Source organism: [Phormidium] sp. LEGE 05292 (genome assembly GCF_015207735.1).
Taxonomy (GTDB): domain Bacteria; phylum Cyanobacteriota; class Cyanobacteriia; order Cyanobacteriales; family Aerosakkonemataceae; genus Floridanema.
In genome coordinates, this window is the sequence record NZ_JADEWG010000008.1 from 23519 (window position 1) to 40431 (window position 16913).

A 16913-nucleotide genomic window follows, 5' to 3' on the forward strand; every position below is an offset into this window, starting at 1 on the left:
TTAATCCCCTCCCCGTAAACGGGGAGGGGAGACAAAGCGCAGCTTTGGCGGGGGTGGGGTTCTTCAGGTTCAAAATTCGCCTTTAGGAGTCCGCGTAGGCGGACTTCGTTTGTGTAGACGCGGTTTTAACCGCCTTTTTCTAACTGATCTTCTACTTGGCTTTTGACAATTAAATTCTGACCATTACTTTTACCATTACCTTGCAATTCTTTAGTTTGATTCCACAACAACATTCCCATCAAACCATCAACTAAACCTGAACCTTGGCTATTACCGCTAACAGCTACATCGGGAACAACTCGCACATTGCGATCGCCAATCACCTGCATCAATTGTAACGCTGTGTAAGATTGCGAACCTAAAGCATTTACACCAGCTTCATAAGCATCCGCTTTCGCTTCTCCAGTGACGCGAATCGATTCCGCTTCCCCATGCGCCTCATTAATTTTTGCAGTCGCATGAAGTTCAGCAATTTTAACTCCTTGTTCTGCTGTCACCACATCTTTTTGAATGTCCGCTAAAGCCGTTTCCCGCACCAGTTCTTGACGCTGCGACTGCGCCATTCGTTGAACTTCGTAGGTTTTCTGTTGTTCTTCGGCGATTTTGCGATCGGTCAAAGTTTGCATTAGTTCAGGCGGCGGCGAAATCAAACCGATCAAAGTATCAACCGCCTGCACATCATAAGCACGCAACGCCTGACGCACGTATTCGGCTGCTTCTGCTTGGCGTTGAGCGCGATCGACCAAGAAATCCAAAATCGTGTATTCTTGTGCAGAATTGCGGAAATAATTACCTACAATTGGACGCAAAACATGATCTACTAAATTCTGCATCGAACCCAACCGGGAAATTACTTTTGGTGCATCAACAGCAGCAACATGAATTATTTGGAAAACTTCTAAATCGAAAGTAAAACCATCAAAAGAAAGCAACTTCAAAGCAACTAATTTAGAATCATAACCATGTTCGCCGCTGAATCGCGCCGTAAAATTCAACACAATATTAGTTGTGGGAACCAATTCCACTTTCATAATTTTTGTGTTGAGGGGATGTTTACCGGGGTACAAAGGTTCAATCCAAACGCCTTTGTCACCTTTATTAACTAAATTGCCGTGAGTAAAAGATTCGCCGCTGATATCTTCGTGCGATCGACCCACAAACGAAATTACTACGCCTACATAACCGATCGGCACTTCCGTCATTGGTTCTTGTTCCACCTTCACAAACCAAGGATTTAAATTCCAAGAACCCGAAAGAATTACTTGTTCCTGCAAACCTCTCCGTCCGCCACCATTAATAAAACTTTGCGCTTTTTGAAAGTTATCATGTTGAGGAATTATCGGCCCAGCAATTTCCCCTTCTTCAATGGGAACCCCATCTAAAGTAGAGACAATTCCCACTCGTTCCGACTCAACTTTATAGACCTTCAATTGCTCCTTAGTCATTCCATGTTTAGCAGCATTATTAGATGTAATTACCTCAAATAAAGCCGTATTAATCCGATAAGTTCCGGTAGTCATAACAGCTAATTGCCGACCTTTTTCGCCTCCATTAGTGAGGAACTTGCGAGCATTTTGAAAATCATCACATTCAATAACTTTGCCTAAAATTCGATTGCGTGGAATAGTTGTGCCATCATTAGCAACAATTAAACCAATTTCATCTTGAGGAATAACGATAACTTGCTCTTTCCGAATGCTATATTGCCAAGGAAAATAACCAAAATGCCATCCCGGTGGTAGGGTATCTGCTTGCAAACCCGCTTCACTATTGAGCGCAATTAATTTACCTGCGGGCAAACTTTTAGCAGCGAACTTTTTGGTAACAATTCCCACTTCTCGTTCGCCAATAACTATCAACCCTAAAATCCAACCAATTTTAGGTAAGAAAATGAGAATTACTACAACCCCGCCAACGGCATAAATCCACATTGGCAAACTGAATCCCAAATCAGCTTGCATCAACTGAACTTCTTGTGATTTGGGTTGTGGTAGGTTAGTTTGCTGAGGGGTGTTTGAAGCGATCGCACCTGCTGGTATTCCAGCCACCAATAAAGATGTTGCCAAAGGTAAAAACTTGTTAAAAAATTTGAAACGAGACATATATCTTCAATCTCCAATAAAAGTGGAAACTGTCCACTTGCAAACTAATACAATGCCAGTCCTACTTTTTACTGACGCACTTAATTAAGAATTGGGAAAGAATCAAAAAAATATGCAACCTTAAACCTTAACTTAAACTTAAAGTTCCAGGCTATTTTGCCATCAGCAAAAAACTATAAAGTTGATTATAGCCTAGCAAATTTTCTCAGTTTGTCTATAGCAACCTCTCAACCGTTGAATTGTATCGGAAGTTACAAAAAATCCAATAAAACATTAAAATATCTAAAATCCGGTCGGAAAGATCGGATTTTATGGCATGATTGCAAAGTAAATGATTTTAGCGGTTTCAGCGCAGAGGAAACCAAAGATTATGGCGCTTAGACTTGGCGACACCGTTCCCAACTTTACTCAAGCCTCCAGCGAAGGCGATATCGACTTTTATAACTGGGCAGGAGACAGCTGGGTTGTCCTGTTCTCTCACCCCGCAGATTATACACCCGTTTGCACCACCGAATTAGGCGAAGTTGCCCGCCTCAAACCAGAATTCGACAAGCGCAACGTAAAAGTATTAGCCCTCAGCGTGGATGATGTAGAATCTCACAAAGGCTGGATTGGTGACATTGAAGAAACTCAAAGTGTAAAGCTGAATTATCCAATTCTGGCAGATCCAGATAAAAAGGTTTCTGACCTTTATGACATGATTCACCCCAATGCTACCAACACGGTAACAGTTCGCACAGTTTTTGTGATCGATCCCCAAAAGAAACTACGTTTAAGCTTTACCTATCCTCCCAGTACAGGACGGAATTTTGATGAAATTCTGCGGGTAATTGACTCTTTGCAACTGACAGATAATTACAGCGTAGCGACACCTGCTAACTGGAAAGATGGCGAAGATGTAGTAATAGTGCCATCTTTAAAAGATCCCGAAGTTTTGAAAGAGAAATTCCCCAAAGGTTACGAAGAAGTTAAACCTTATTTGCGGATGACTCCTCAACCAAACAAGTAATTTTTAGTTTGGTTGAAATTTGCAATAATTATTCTGTAGGGTGGGCAATGCTCACCTGATTTTTTTTAGATGGGGAAGATTTGCTAACCTTATATTGTGTGTAGTTTGAAGGGTCGAGGAAATTAATCATGCTTTCCGAGCCTATAGTATTGCGGATGCCGCCACAGTTGCAAATGACAGATGAGCAATTTTTTGAGTTCTGTCAAATAAATCGTGATTTGCAGATTGAAAGGAACAAGTTTGGAGAATTGTTAATAATGCCGCCGACGGGTTCAGATTCAGGAAATCGAGAAGCTAGAATAATTCAGCAATTGATGAATTGGGCAGATGAAGATGGTACTGGGATTGCGTTTTCTTCCAGTGCAGGATTTACTTTATCGACGGGGGCAGATCGATCGCCAGACGCTTCTTGGATAAAATTAGAAAGGTGGAATAGTTTAACCTCAGAACAGCAACAAAAATTCGCGCCAATTTGTCCAGACTTTGTAGTTGAATTAAGGTCGCCTTCAGATAATCTGAAACCTCTGCAAGAAAAGATGGCAGAATATATGAGAGAACCAGGAGTACAGTTAGGCTGGTTAATTGATAGAAAGAATCATCAAGTTTATATTTATCGTCCCCATCAAGAAGTAGAAATTTTAGATAATCCGGCAACTATCAGCGGAGATCCAGTTTTACCTGGATTTATTTTAAATTTGAGTAAAGTTTGGTAAGAATATAAGTCAAAATTTTTAAAGGAGAATTAAGGTAAATTCAAAAATGGACATCAAAAACGGCTTTATCGGCACCGTTGGCAATACACCACTAATTCGGTTAGATAGTTTCAGCGAAGAAACAGGTTGCGAAATCCTGGGAAAAGCAGAATTTCTCAATCCAGGGGGTTCGGTGAAAGACCGCGCCGCACTTTATATTATTAAAGAAGCAGAAGAGAAAGGCTTACTCAAGCCTGGGGGTACAGTTGTTGAAGGAACTGCGGGAAACACAGGTATTGGACTAGCGCATATTTGCAACGCCAAAGGTTACAAATGCCTGATTATTATCCCAGACACCCAATCTCAGGAAAAAATGGACGCATTGCGAACATTAGGTGCAGAAGTTCGTCCCGTTCCTGCCGTACCCTACAAAGACCCGAACAATTATGTTAGACTTTCCGGCAGAATTGCCTCGGAAATGGAAAACGCGATTTGGGCAAATCAATTTGATAATCTAGCGAATAGACTTGCCCATTACGAGACTACCGGAAAAGAAATTTGGGAGCAAACAGACGGAAAAATTGATGCTTTCACTTGCGCTACTGGAACAGGTGGAACTTATGCGGGTGTGTCGATGTTTCTCAAAGACCAAAATCCCAATGTTAAAACTATTTTGGCAGATCCAATGGGAAGTGGATTGTACAGTTATGCCAAAACTGGAGAAATTAAAATTGAAGGTAGTTCTATCACAGAAGGGATTGGTAACAGTCGGGTCACAGCTAATATGGAAGGCGTACCGATCGATGATGCCCTTCAAATTGATGACAAAGAAGCGATTCGGGTAATTTACCAATTATTACGAAAAGACGGCTTATTTATGGGAGGTTCTGTAGGCATTAACGTTGGTGCATCTGTCGCCATTGCCAAAAAATTAGGCCCTGGACATACAATAGTTACCATACTCTGCGATGGTGGTTCCCGTTATCAATCACGATTGTACAATCAAGAATGGCTAGCCTCAAAAGGACTATCACCAGACTAATCATTAGTCATTTCTATCCAACAAAAAACTCTCATGAACATCTGCGTTAATCTGCGTTAATCTGCTTTCATCTGCGGTTAAAAAAGAGATTTTCGCATCCCACAAAAAACTCTCATAAACATCTGTGTTCATCTGTGTTTATCTGTGGACATCTGTGGTAAAAAACAAGATTTTGCACCCCACAAAAAATCCCGATAAACATCTGCGTACCTACGGGAAGGCTATCACCTACATCTGCGGTTAAATAATGAAAATTAACGCTTTAGCATCATACCAAACAGGCGAATCCTTAAAAGATTACAGCTTCGACCCTGGAGAATTGCAAGACTACGACTGTTTAATTAAAGTATTAGCTTGCGGCATTTGCCACTCTGATATTCACATGATAGATAACGATTGGGGAAACTCGCGTTATCCTTTAGTTCCCGGACATGAAGTGATTGGGGAAGTGGTAGAGTTAGGTTCGCAAGTAAAACATTTGAAAATTGGCGATCGCATTGGTATAGGATGGCAAATGTCATCCTGCTTACAATGTCCTGATTGTCTCAAAGGTAACGAAAATCTTTGCGACCAAAACCAAGGTTTAATTGTCGAAGGTTATGGCGGTTTTGCAGATTACGTAAAATTAGACTCGCGGTTTGCTTTTCCTATTCCTAAAGGCATAGAAACGGAAGCCGCAGGGCCATTACTCTGTGGGGGGATTACAGTATACTCAGGCTTGCGCTATGGTGGCATGAGTTCCGGTCAAGAGATTGGCATAATTGGCATTGGCGGACTGGGACATTTAGCGGTGCAATTTGCTAGTAAATTAGGCAATAGCGTCACCGTTTTTACTACTTCTCAGGATAAAGCAGAATTCGCCCATCAATTGGGTGCAAATCATGTGGTTGTCGTTCCTCCCGGAGAGTCGCCACCACCACCAACACGCCTACTCGACATTATTATTAGCACAGTTCCCACATCCTTGGATTGGGCAGCTTACATAGAGTATCTCAATTCTGATGGAACTTTAACTTTAGTAGGGGTTCCTGATGCACCTTTGACGCTACCAATGTCCCTATTACTTAACAAGCGTCGTCGAGTGATGGCTTCTCCCATTGGCGGAAGAGCGATGATTGTGGAAATGCTTTCAATTGCCGATCGCTTTGGCATAAAGCCTATCATTGAAACCTTCCCTTTGCAACAAGCTAACGAAGCAATGCAAAAAGTCCGCGAGAATAAAGTTCGCTATCGTGCTGTTCTCAAAGTTAGCTAAATTGAGGCAAAATCGAAGTAGGTTGGGTTTTTGATCGCTCAACCTACTCGATAGAAATGTCTGCAAAAACAGTTTTAATTTGTCAAAGTAAAGCCTGTCGAAAACTAGGCGCTGCAAAAGTTTTAGCAGCTTTTTTAGCGCATCCTGTACCCGACGTTAATATTATCGCCAGTACCTGTTTAGGACAATGTGGTAATGGCCCGATGGTATTAGTTGAACCGGAACATATTTGGTACAATCGCGTACATCCAGATGAAGTACCCGCAGTAGTTGAAAGACATTTAAAAAATGATAAACCAGTTGTAGCAATGCTTTATGCTAAGTTTCATCCCAAATAATAAGCTAAAGCGCATCTAAATTCTATATTTTTGGTGTTAGGCAAAACTTTCAATCCCTCTCCCCATCAGCCTAAATTTTAAATTTAAATGCTTCGCTTTCCGGTAGCGATAAATCAGTCTTAAGGAGAGTATAGAAAAATATCTTTTTCTATCTAGGGAATAAGCAAAAAAAAATAGCAGCAGGGCTTGCCGTTTCAGTCTGTAGAGCGAACGTAAGATCAAGATTCTTTCGAGAATGGGGGCAGTTGCTATGAAGCAGAAACCTAAGTCGTGAGTATTAGGAATCACCGTTGCTTTAGATCTGTGAAGATGTTAATTCCGGGCTACTATCTCAACGGTGACAGCCCCCAGTCTGGTTTGTTACGGGTTGTGCGTAACTGTCATGGGTAACTGCTGGAGCTGGGCGACGACCTGGGACGGCGCACCAATAGGCGCGAGGTCAACGGGTGCTGCCAGCTGGTAAACGTTACCCTGCGGCGGAAACATCGGGAGTTTGTTGTTCAAATGCTCAGCCGTCTTAGTGTTCGACAGCACCAAGGGCGGACCGCCTCCGGGCGGCTTCTCGATCGTCATAGTGAAATCCAGATATAACGTATTCTGGAAGGTCGGAGGGAGACTTTTGATGATTACGAGTGTGCTGAGCGGTGTCGTCTCGATATCAGCCCAACTGATGGTAACCCGGCCAAGTACAGGACTATCAGCCGAGATCTCGTAGGCGAGAATCTTTAGCTTGAGACCGCCGAGACCTTCTGAAGTGGGCTTCTCTACTCGCACATCGAACCCTCCCTTGAAGTCCAGCGTAACTAGTCCCAGGACGTTCACTTGTAAGGGTACGTTGACTGCGTACTGACTGCATCGGATCACCAAACCAATTGGCGGAAAAAGTCCACCTATCGTCATAATGTTAACCTCTTTCTTAATCTGGAAATAACAACCACAGAGAGCGGTTTGGTATTTCTTTCCAGTGAATTTTACCAGGTTGTTTATAGAAGTTATTGACATTAATTATGAATAAATGAGTATATAATTTATTAATTTATGTCAAATTTTTTTAAATTAAATAATTTTTTAGAAAATTTATATTCAGTCATAAAGTTTTCTAAAAAAACTGAGTAGTTACGCTTTGTAGGTTGGCTACTGTGCTTCTCGCGTCAAAAATGGAACTTCGACAACTTCACCTTCCACTTCTCCAACTCGCACTTTTAAACCTTCCCCACCAGCTTTTGTTCGCACATAACCTAACCCAAAATAACCCTGTTCAGTTTCGGTAAAACTCGTAAGTTTCCCTACCTTTTCATCATCCAAAGCGATCGCACTTCCCACTTCTACAGGCGCAGCTAAACGAATTCCCCAAAGTTGCTGTTTTACACCTTTATAAGTGTTCAACCTAGCAATAGTTTCCTGACCAATATAACATCCCTTAGTAAAAGAGATTGTTTGCCACAAACCCGCCTCTAAAGGATTATAATCATCAGTTAATTCTTGGTCTGGAATCGGTCTTCCTTGAGTAATTCTTAACTGTTCCCAACCTTTTTCACCCAAAGGAACTGCACCTAATTCTACTAACTTTTTCCATAACTTCGCCGCATACTCAGCAGCAACAATTAAAGTATAGCCGGGAATTGCTAAACCACTACCGATAGCAACTCGAAATTCAATATTTTCTAACTTAAATAATTGGTGATTACTATAAGTTTGATTAATGATTTCTTCTGCACCCAACTCTTTAACAATTCGCTGACTTTCTAGCCCAATTAAACTAAAAGTAGCAGTATCATTAGTAATATCTTTCAGTTTTACCTTATCAGCAAAAAAGATATATTTATCCAACCATTGCAGCAAATATTCCCGACGATTTGGCGAAACTAAAAGCAATACTGCATCTTCTAAAACATAAGCAGTAACTAAATCAATTGTTCTGGCTGTAGAAGAAACAAAAACTGTATCGCAACCTGCACCAGGTTTTAAAGATTGAAAATCATTGGTGCTTTGATTGTGTAAAAAGCGCAATCGATCGTCATCGCTGACTAAAATTCTACCCCAGTGAGATCGATCGCACAAAGCCACCCCTTCCCTAGCCGCCAACAAAGCATCCAACTCATTCCCAAAACTAACAGCTATTCCATCTATAATATTTGCGCCAGCAGCCACTTGAATATCATGTAAATGTTGCATTATCCTCTCCTACCTCTAGGATAAAAAGTTTACTAACTAGCGGGTAAATTTGTAAATATCTCTTCAATTATCCGTTGAGTTTTCTCCTCCAACCTTTCCCAATCTATATCCCCAGTTTTATCAATTAAACTAGTATCAATCTGAACATCTTGGCTTTCTAGTTCCGAATGAGTAGGTGGGTACTCCAAAAAGCACACCTGGAAGCAAAGTTCCCACAAATTTATACTAAATTCCCGATCTTTATGTTGTAAACGCAGTAAATAGCCCGGATAAGGGCTTTGCACTTCCTCATAAGTACCTTTCCAAGCAGATTCTTCCAACTGTTTACGAAGATTATCAACAATACGGAGATAGGCGGGCTGCATCAACAACTCAGCTTGCTGCCATGCAACCATATTAGTAATTTTCGGTTTCATTGGTATCTATTTGGATGGGAATAGTTTTCAGACTATCACTCCTAAGAGGTGCATTGTAACCCACTATAAGAGATAAGTGCGATCGCGTCCCTCTTGTTTTGCCCGATACAGCGCCCTATCAGCCGTCGCAATCAACTCTTCTGGCGAAGACTCTTGATGAGGAACAATGCTCGACACTCCCAAACTGAGAGTAACATATTGGCTGATAGGTGATTGACTATGGGTAATTTGTAACCCTTTGACTTTAGCCCGAATTTTCTCTGCAATATCAAACGCCATTTCTGGATTTGTATTTGGCAAAATCACCGCAAACTCTTCTCCACCATAACGCGCCACCAAATCAGCGGGACGATTCACAGTTTCTCGAATCGCTTTTGCCACTTCCTCTAAACAAAAATCCCCCGTCAAATGACCGTAAGTATCATTATAAAGCTTAAAGTAATCCACATCACACATAATCAAAGATAAACAATTTGAATTCCCTTTAAACCTGAATCCTTGAGTCTCCTCAATTAATAAATGTTGCCATTCTTGGCTAAGATATATATTAAACCAATACCGATTTGCTAATTGAGTTAAAGTATCTAAAGTCGCCAAGCGATGTAATTCTTCATTAACCGTTTGTAATTTTTCATAGAGCTGAGCTTGTTGAATAGTTATTCCTATCTGTCTTGCCAACTGCTTGAGTAACTCCATCTCTAATTCTTGCTCATCATATTTTCGTAACAGATTTTCGATAATTAAAAATCCCCATATTTTGCCTCCCTGTCGAATCGGAAATATTAAATTAGGCTGACTTTTACCTCGATATTGTAGTTGATTTTGAGAGCTATTAATAGCAGTATTAACTCCCATTTTCGTTTCTTGGTAATTGTCTTGTCTGCCAGACTTTGTTGTAGTATTTGACCTGGGAATATCCTTTAAGTTTATGGAATCAAAATCTATTGTATAGTTAGAGTAATCCTCAAATTGATAAACTGATATCTGCTCATTTCGCAAAATTATTCGGAGTTCATTAACCGTATGTTTGAGAATTTCGTCTAATGTAGCAGACTGACAAATTCTCTCTTGCATTATCCCAATTAAGTTCTGAATAGCCATTTGATGTTGAATGCGTAAATTTTGCTCATTCACTTGTTTTTGCAACTGGTAAATAGTTATATTATTTCTGACTCGGACTAAAACTTCTTCTGGCTGAATTGGTTTATTGATATAATCAACTGCACCAATTTCCAAACATCTAATTTTCTCCGCTTGATGAGCAAGGTCAGAAAGCAAAATCAAAGGAATATCTTCAGTTATTTTGTGTTTTTTTAATAATTGACAAGCTTTTATGCCTTCAAAATCTGGTTCTGTAATATCCAAAATCATCAAGTCTGGTCGTGCATATTCAGCTTTATAAATAGCTGAATCAGTACTTTTTGCTACCACTACATTAAACCGAGATTCCGTTAATAATTTGGACAACAAATCAAAATTATTAGCATTATTGCCTATAATAAAAACCAACCCAGATTTAGCAGGTGGGTTTTTTTGAGTGGTAAATCTAGTTTGCGACATGGAGAATTTACTGACCATTTAGGTATCTGTTAGTACGAAATTGAGGATGCTTAACAGTATTCCTTGTTTAGCCAGCCGCTCAAGTGATGAGCCGAGTTCAATTCCTGTGACAATTAGGTATAAATAACGTGCGATAAACCTTAGATTTATTGTGAGTGAATCGCCTTTTTCCCCGTGATAGAAGTCACAAGTTTTTCGTTCCACTTACAACCCCTCTAGACGTTAACCCTGCGGTTCTCTCCTCATTCCCCAAAGGTGGATGATTTCGTTGTCTGTCATTGGTGCATCTGCCTGTTTTACAGATAGAGTATAGCGTTTGATGATTTTGCTACCTCTTTAGGGGTTGCTCTTTCCAACAAAATCTAAAAATCTTAGCTAAGACTCTTGGCAAAGTCCAAAATAACAGCTATGCTATATCCAAGAATCTTAGCCAAGGTTTTTGGGAATCGGCAAATGTCCAAGATTATCTACGATGTCATCCAGCGTTTTGAGGTAGAAAACGGTATTCCCCGTTTAGTTTCGACAAATATCCAAGTGATTCAAGGTGGCGAAGATTTGCTGTCTTTGGCTATCAGTCTGCTAACTCAAATGGGTTTTTACGAGAAGTTTGAGGAAAAAAGGACATCTCAATATGTAGGCTATCGCCTTAAAAACCCCGGAAAAGGTGATAAACGTTATCAACTTGTTCTTTCCGAGAGAAAAGAAAGTTTAAATATTTCTATAACTAAAGATATTTTAGAGCAAGAAAGCTTAAAAATAGAGGAATGCTTGGTATGTGGATTGGCAGATTCAGATGAAAGTTTTTATAACTTAGAATATGAATTTAGCACATTAGGAATAATTTGGATTATTCCCAGCAAAGAAGATGTATTTTTGCAGTCAATACAAGACCAATACCCATCTGTTTTTGAGGGGGACACTACAGGTGTATTTAAACTTTATTACGACAACTATTTTTCAGGGGAGATAAGTTCTCTAAAACCAAAAGACTTTAGCATAGAAAAATTTGCTGCTAGTCAAACTTATCTAATACTAACAGAAGACAAACTTTTTCCATACGTATGGCAAGTATCTATCAGTTCAAAAGAAGTATTACGAGAGTTTATTACTAGTTTTGCAAGAATTTTAATGGAGCAACAGTAATGTCTATCAAAATCAAAAGATTGGTTAATCCATACGAAGAAAGAATGCTTGAATTTATCCAAATTTGTGTAGAAGCAAATTATAAAATCCACACACAGGTTAGTTTATCTCAATTTTGTGAAATAGACAGACCAATTGACTGGGACTTAAGAAAATTTTTCTTTAGTTCTAATGTAGATGCTTTAATAACAGACTTTGATTATAGACCTTGTTTAGTTGTAGAGTTTCAATCTTCATATCACGATAACACAGACGCTAGGGAGCGCGATCGCAAAAAAGCCACCTTACTCCATCTCGCCAGAGTTCCCCTAATTTACTCACGGATAAAAGACTTTGGTTTATTACATCTTTCCTCCCCAGATGAACAAACAATTTTCAACTTATTCACAGGAAAAGGAAGGGAAAAAGCCGAATTACTCATTAGAAAACATTGCCAGCTACCTGCGGAAAATCAAATGAAATTAGTAGCTTGGTAATTATAAAAGCGAAACTTGACATACTAATTACCATTCCTACCCATTTTATAAATTTTTCCTAACGTACCCTAACTCACCACCAATCCAAGGTGATACAATCAACATCCAAGCTAGGGGTGCCCTTTGTGGGCTGAGATTAGACCCTTAGTACCTGAGACTGGGTAATACCAGCGGAGGGAAGCTGTTTATTCGAGGAATCAAATATGCGAACAGAATGGGTCGCCAAGCGGCGTGGGGAAGCTAATGTCTCTCAAATGCACTACGCCCGTCAGGGTGTCATTACCGAAGAAATGCACTACGTCGCCCAACGGGAAAATCTCCCAGTTGAGTTAATTCGGGATGAAGTAGCAAGGGGACGGATGATTATCCCGGCTAACATTAACCACACTAACTTAGAGCCGATGTGTATTGGCATCGCCTCCAAGTGTAAAGTTAATGCCAATATTGGTGCTTCGCCCAATTCTTCTAATATTGAAGAAGAAGTCAATAAGCTGAAATTGTCGGTTAAATATGGTGCTGACACCGTGATGGACTTATCCACAGGTGGCGGAAACTTAGATGAAATTCGCACCGCTATTATTAAAGCTTCGCCTGTTCCCATTGGAACAGTGCCAATTTATCAAGCATTAGAAAGCGTTCACGGAAAGATGGAAAATCTTACCCCTGATGACTTTCTTCATGTGATTGAAAAACACGCTCAACAAGGCGTTGATTACATGACAATTCACGCAGGTATTTTAATAGAATACTTGCCTTTGGTAAAATCCAGAATTACAGGAATTGTTTCTCGTGGTGGTGGAATTATTGCTAGATGGATGCTGCATCATCACAAACAAAATCCTCTTTATACTCACTACCAAGACATCATTGAAATCTTCAAGAAATATGATGTTTCTTTTAGTTTAGGTGATTCTTTGCGCCCTGGTTGTACCCATGATGCTTCCGATGCTGCCCAACTTGCAGAATTAAAAACCCTTGGCAAATTAACTCGCAAAGCTTGGGAACATAACGTGCAAGTAATGGTCGAAGGGCCAGGTCATGTACCGATGGATCAAATTGAGTTTAATGTGAAGAAACAAATGGAAGAGTGTTCCGAAGCACCTTTCTATGTTTTAGGGCCATTGGTGACAGATATTGCGCCTGGTTATGACCATATCACTTCTGCGATCGGGGCAGCAATGGCTGGTTGGTATGGTACTGCAATGCTGTGTTATGTAACGCCTAAAGAACATTTAGGTTTACCGAATGCAGAAGACGTGAGAAATGGGTTAATTGCATATAAAATTGCTGCCCATGCTGCGGATATTGCGCGTCATCGTCCGGGAGCACGCGATCGCGATGACGAACTCTCCAAAGCCCGTTATAATTTCGATTGGAATCGTCAATTTGAGTTGGCATTAGATCCCGATCGGGCCAAAGAATACCACGACGAAACCTTACCAGCAGACATCTACAAAACCGCCGAATTCTGCTCAATGTGTGGGCCAAAATTCTGCCCCATGCAAACAAAAGTTGATGCCGAAGCATTGGAAGAATTAGAGAAATTCTTGGCAAAAGATCAGGAATCTGTAGCAGTTCCTAGCATCTAAAATTAAAGTAGGGTGGGAAAAATCCCACCCTAATCTTTTATATTCTTTATATTGGTAAAAAGAAATGGATTTACAAGCCAAAATTAAGGTTACTCCCAATTGTGCTGTATTTACTCGCAATTATCAGCAGCACCTTGAAGATGCGATCAAGAAAAATCCTCGGCAACCTATTACCTTTCGTTCTTATTTAAAATGGACATCAGCTGAATTAGCAGTAAAAACTCACAGTTTTTGTAAAATTTACTTTGTACCCGGTGAGGAAAAATTAGTTCAATATGAAGCTATTTTAGAAGAAGTATTATTAGAACCGCAAGCAGATAACCCTAAAACCAAAGAGTTACTTACTAATTGTTTAGAATCTACTCAGGAAGAAGGTTTATGGGAGAAAGAGGACGGAGAAGTAGGCGTTCAAACTCTCTATGTAATTTCCCACTGCCGCAAATTGACCTCGCCTTTTATGCAAACTGAGTTAATAAAACTTTCGGATGATCGTCCAATAGACGAAAATTTTATTCGCAGTTATGCGTTAGTTTATGAATGGAATAAATTCAATTAATTGAAAATATGACTACTCGCTTTCAGGCAAATGCAGATCTTAATGAAAATCTTGTAATTAAAGTAGTCATCAGTCATTGGTCATTAGCCATTACTACCCCACCAAAAACCTAGAAGAACATCTGTGTTCATCTGTGTTCATCTGTGGACATCTGTGGTTAAAATCAAATTTATGCAGCCCACCAAAAATCTAGAAAAACATCTGCGTTCATCTGCGTTCATCTGCATTCATCTGCGTTCAAAAAAACGATCGCAAACTCTCACCACAAATCTAATACTAACGACCAATGACCAATAACTAACGACCCACTAATTCCTGCGCCCGACTTTGAATTTCCTCAATGCCAAAAACCGCCGAAAACTTCAACCCAACAGACTGATAAAACTCCGCACCACCCTGCTTTCTATCCACCAAAGAAATCACTTCTTCCACAGTGTAACCAGCTTGGCGCAATCTCTCCACCGCCTTCATTGCTGACTGTCCAGTTGTCACCACATCTTCCAAAACTACCACCTTTGCACCATCGGGTAAATTTGGCCCTTCAACGTAAGCTTTAGTACCATGACCTTTAGCTTCTTTTCTAACAATTAAAGCGGGAATTGGACGATTTTCCAAAGCAGAAACTACGCTTACAGCTGATACGATCGGATCGGCACCCAAAGTTAACCCAGCAACAGCTTGAGTATCTTCCGGTAACATTGCTAGAAGCAAACGTCCGATCGCCAAAGCACCTTCAGGATGTAAAGTTACCTGTTTACCATTGATATAATAAGAACTCTTTTGTCCTGAAGACAGCACAAAATCCCCAGATTGATACGCCAACTGACAAAATAAATCTAAGAGTTGCTGCCTTAAACTCGTCAAATCAGATGAACTTTTAATTTCACTAGTCATTACAGTAATTAATCTAAATCAGCCAACAATGATCTTAGACTGAAAGATAGGCTAATATTTGGGAAAAAGTGAGGGTGAAATTATGGTCATGCGCCTTAGCAGTTTAATAGCAGCATTAACGCTGAGTGCTGCTACTAGTTTAATTGGCACTACTGCCAAAGCTCAACCGGGAGTAGATTGTACAACCTACAACACCATAGATTGTGTCAACCCTTTTCCCTTGAGCGGTTACACTCTAGATGAAGCAATGAATGATGCTTATTTCAGCCACTATAAGCCACTTTATGAAGATCAACTGTTGCCCAGACAACTTAACTACATTTTTGGCTTCGGCGGCAGTTTATTTGAAGGCGCTTACCCAGAAATTGAAATAACCAAGGACGCAAAAGCAGTTCATGAGTTTTACGTAGAAGCCATGAGATTACAAAATACTAGTGGCCCTGTGTTGCGAACTAGAAATTTACCCAATCCTTACAACACCTCTGTATTGCAACTCCAAAATAGTTTGATTATTAACCCAAACCCAGTTCCGGGAGTCGAACTGTACAACGAAGGATTACCTCCACAGTAAAACTTTGTAGTAGGGACTTTAGTCCTCATTTCCAACCAAGGCAGGACAGAATTCCTTACTACCACACATCTGGTGCTGATTCTGGTAAATGTAAAATCGGCAGTGCAGGAGTCGAACCTGCCTGAGGCGAATTATGAGTTCGCTGCCTAATCCGCTCGGCCAACTGCCGGAAAAAGACTGTTACCTACAAAGCGGTACTAGCTTCATATAGATTTTATAATACCACTTCAAGTATATCCAGAGCGTTAAGCTTTTTAATTGTATAATCAGTCAGGTAAATTCGACAAGCTTTAATGCTAGCTGAGTTTAATTGAGCGTTAGTGGAAGCAAAATGGCGAAAAACGTAACATCCATCAAAAGATTGAACCCAACAGCAGTAGTGACAATTACTTTGTTAGCACTGATGCTTGTTGGGGGCTGTTTGAGTGGAATTTGGGGGTTTGCTTTAGGTAGGGAAGCTCTCAAAGGTGTCACTCAACCAGATGCTCGACCAACAGCCAAAAAGAATCAGAAGGACTCGCAATTGGCCTCCAAACCCCTGGTTTTTGTCAAAGAAGCCGATATCATTAAGACTGTAAAAGTTCGGATACAGGAAAAAGACAAGCAAGAGAAACCAGAAAAAGAAAAGAAACAAGCAGACAGTAATATTGATGAGAAGTTGGTTGCTAAAGCTGAAGCTGCTCAAAAACCGCCAACTCAGTCAGGTTTTCCTATTACTACCAAAGATAAAGGTGTAGTCTTGGAAATTCTATCCACACATCAAAAAGAGGGGATTTTACTGCTGGATGTTAGCTTAAAGAATGAAAGCTCTCAACCAGTACAGTTTGTTTATAGCTTTTTAGATGTTACTGATAACTGGGGAAGACCTTTAAGTGCTAACATAGAAGGCTTGCCAAAAGAATTACCAGCTAATAGTCAGGCATTTACTGGGACAGTAAACATTCCGAGTTCAGTGTTAGAGAATGCAGAGCAACTTTCTTTGACGTTAACAGATTATCCTGAGCAAAAAATTCGTCTGCAAGCTGCTGGTATTCCGATTGCCAAACCTAGTAACTAATTGCAAATCATTTTTTTATAATAATAGTTTTTCCTTAA

Annotated in this window: 18 protein-coding genes, 1 tRNA gene and 1 riboswitch; of the genes, 11 read left to right on the forward strand and 8 right to left on the reverse strand. The window is 40.2% G+C overall.

Annotated elements, in window-relative coordinates; genetic code table 11:
- Positions 1–125: 125 nt before the first annotated feature.
- Entirely contained in the window at positions 126–2102 is a 1977-nt protein-coding gene (locus IQ264_RS04095; RefSeq protein ID WP_193978882.1) for an SPFH domain-containing protein, read from the reverse strand.
- A gap of 370 nt (positions 2103–2472) precedes the next feature.
- Between IQ264_RS04095 and IQ264_RS04100 the strand changes: the two genes are divergently transcribed.
- The 5 genes from IQ264_RS04100 to IQ264_RS04120 all read left to right on the forward strand — a co-directional run bounded on the left by IQ264_RS04100 (position 2473) and on the right by IQ264_RS04120 (position 6438).
- Complete coding sequence (locus IQ264_RS04100; protein ID WP_193978884.1) at positions 2473–3111, forward strand: peroxiredoxin; 639 nt, start codon at positions 2473–2475, stop codon at positions 3109–3111.
- A gap of 128 nt (positions 3112–3239) precedes the next feature.
- Positions 3240–3824 carry a Uma2 family endonuclease gene (locus IQ264_RS04105; RefSeq protein WP_193978886.1) on the forward strand — a complete coding sequence of 195 codons (585 nt, stop codon included), beginning with the start codon at positions 3240–3242 and terminating at the stop codon, positions 3822–3824.
- Positions 3825–3870: 46 nt separating this feature from the next.
- Positions 3871–4845 carry a cysteine synthase A gene (locus IQ264_RS04110; protein WP_193978888.1) on the forward strand — a complete coding sequence of 325 codons (975 nt, stop codon included), beginning with the start codon at positions 3871–3873 and terminating at the stop codon, positions 4843–4845.
- A 247-nt stretch (positions 4846–5092) separates the two neighbouring features.
- On the forward strand, positions 5093–6100 hold the full coding sequence (locus IQ264_RS04115) for an NAD(P)-dependent alcohol dehydrogenase (protein WP_193978890.1): 1008 nt from the start codon (positions 5093–5095) through the stop codon (positions 6098–6100).
- 56 nt (positions 6101–6156) lie between these two features.
- A complete protein-coding gene (locus IQ264_RS04120) occupies positions 6157–6438 on the forward strand; it encodes a (2Fe-2S) ferredoxin domain-containing protein (RefSeq protein WP_193978892.1) in 282 nt (93 codons plus the stop codon).
- 360 nt (positions 6439–6798) lie between these two features.
- Here the strand turns inward: IQ264_RS04120 and IQ264_RS04125 are convergent, their stop codons facing one another.
- The 5 genes from IQ264_RS04125 to IQ264_RS04145 all read right to left on the reverse strand — a co-directional run bounded on the left by IQ264_RS04125 (position 6799) and on the right by IQ264_RS04145 (position 10793).
- Entirely contained in the window at positions 6799–7338 is a 540-nt protein-coding gene (locus IQ264_RS04125; protein ID WP_193978894.1) for a hypothetical protein, read from the reverse strand.
- A 234-nt stretch (positions 7339–7572) separates the two neighbouring features.
- A complete protein-coding gene (locus IQ264_RS04130) occupies positions 7573–8613 on the reverse strand; it encodes a YgfZ/GcvT domain-containing protein (protein WP_193978896.1) in 1041 nt (346 codons plus the stop codon).
- A gap of 32 nt (positions 8614–8645) precedes the next feature.
- The gene (locus IQ264_RS04135) at positions 8646–9029 is read right to left on the reverse strand and encodes a hypothetical protein (protein WP_193978898.1); all 384 of its coding nucleotides are present in this window, start codon (positions 9027–9029) and stop codon (positions 8646–8648) included.
- Between the two features lie 63 nt (positions 9030–9092).
- Entirely contained in the window at positions 9093–10589 is a 1497-nt protein-coding gene (locus IQ264_RS04140) for a diguanylate cyclase domain-containing protein (RefSeq protein WP_193978900.1), read from the reverse strand.
- An 18-nt stretch (positions 10590–10607) separates the two neighbouring features.
- Positions 10608–10793, reverse strand: a complete 186-nt coding sequence (locus IQ264_RS04145; protein WP_193978902.1) for a hypothetical protein — start codon at positions 10791–10793, stop codon at positions 10608–10610.
- 249 nt (positions 10794–11042) lie between these two features.
- Here IQ264_RS04145 and IQ264_RS04150 point away from each other — a divergent pair, with 249 nt between their 5' ends.
- The 4 genes from IQ264_RS04150 (at position 11043) to IQ264_RS04165 (ending at position 14353) form a co-directional block, all read left to right on the forward strand.
- Positions 11043–11732 (forward strand): hypothetical protein, encoded by a 690-nt coding sequence (locus IQ264_RS04150; RefSeq protein ID WP_193978904.1) that lies wholly within the window; start codon positions 11043–11045, stop codon positions 11730–11732.
- The gene (locus tag IQ264_RS04155) at positions 11732–12208 is read left to right on the forward strand and encodes a DUF2726 domain-containing protein (RefSeq protein ID WP_193978907.1); all 477 of its coding nucleotides are present in this window, start codon (positions 11732–11734) and stop codon (positions 12206–12208) included. The genes IQ264_RS04150 and IQ264_RS04155 overlap by 1 nt, the downstream gene beginning before the upstream one ends.
- Before the next feature lie 102 nt (positions 12209–12310).
- A riboswitch (TPP riboswitch) is annotated at positions 12311–12404 on the forward strand.
- A gap of 7 nt (positions 12405–12411) precedes the next feature.
- Positions 12412–13797, forward strand: coding sequence for a phosphomethylpyrimidine synthase (gene thiC / locus IQ264_RS04160; RefSeq protein WP_193978908.1), 1386 nt, complete (start codon positions 12412–12414; stop codon positions 13795–13797).
- 64 nt (positions 13798–13861) lie between these two features.
- Positions 13862–14353: a hypothetical protein gene (locus tag IQ264_RS04165; protein ID WP_193978910.1), complete on the forward strand. Its 492-nt coding sequence runs from the start codon at positions 13862–13864 to the stop codon at positions 14351–14353.
- A gap of 297 nt (positions 14354–14650) precedes the next feature.
- Here the strand turns inward: IQ264_RS04165 and pyrE are convergent, their stop codons facing one another.
- Positions 14651–15247 carry an orotate phosphoribosyltransferase gene (gene pyrE / locus IQ264_RS04170; protein ID WP_193978912.1) on the reverse strand — a complete coding sequence of 199 codons (597 nt, stop codon included), beginning with the start codon at positions 15245–15247 and terminating at the stop codon, positions 14651–14653.
- Between the two features lie 82 nt (positions 15248–15329).
- Between pyrE and IQ264_RS04175 the strand changes: the two genes are divergently transcribed.
- Positions 15330–15818 (forward strand): hypothetical protein, encoded by a 489-nt coding sequence (locus IQ264_RS04175; protein WP_193978914.1) that lies wholly within the window; start codon positions 15330–15332, stop codon positions 15816–15818.
- A 96-nt stretch (positions 15819–15914) separates the two neighbouring features.
- Here IQ264_RS04175 and IQ264_RS04180 read toward each other — a convergent pair.
- Positions 15915–15987, reverse strand: a tRNA-Ile gene (locus tag IQ264_RS04180).
- A gap of 162 nt (positions 15988–16149) precedes the next feature.
- Here IQ264_RS04180 and IQ264_RS04185 point away from each other — a divergent pair.
- Positions 16150–16875, forward strand: a complete 726-nt coding sequence (locus IQ264_RS04185; protein WP_193978916.1) for a hypothetical protein — start codon at positions 16150–16152, stop codon at positions 16873–16875.
- The last annotated feature ends 38 nt before the right edge of the window (positions 16876–16913 follow it).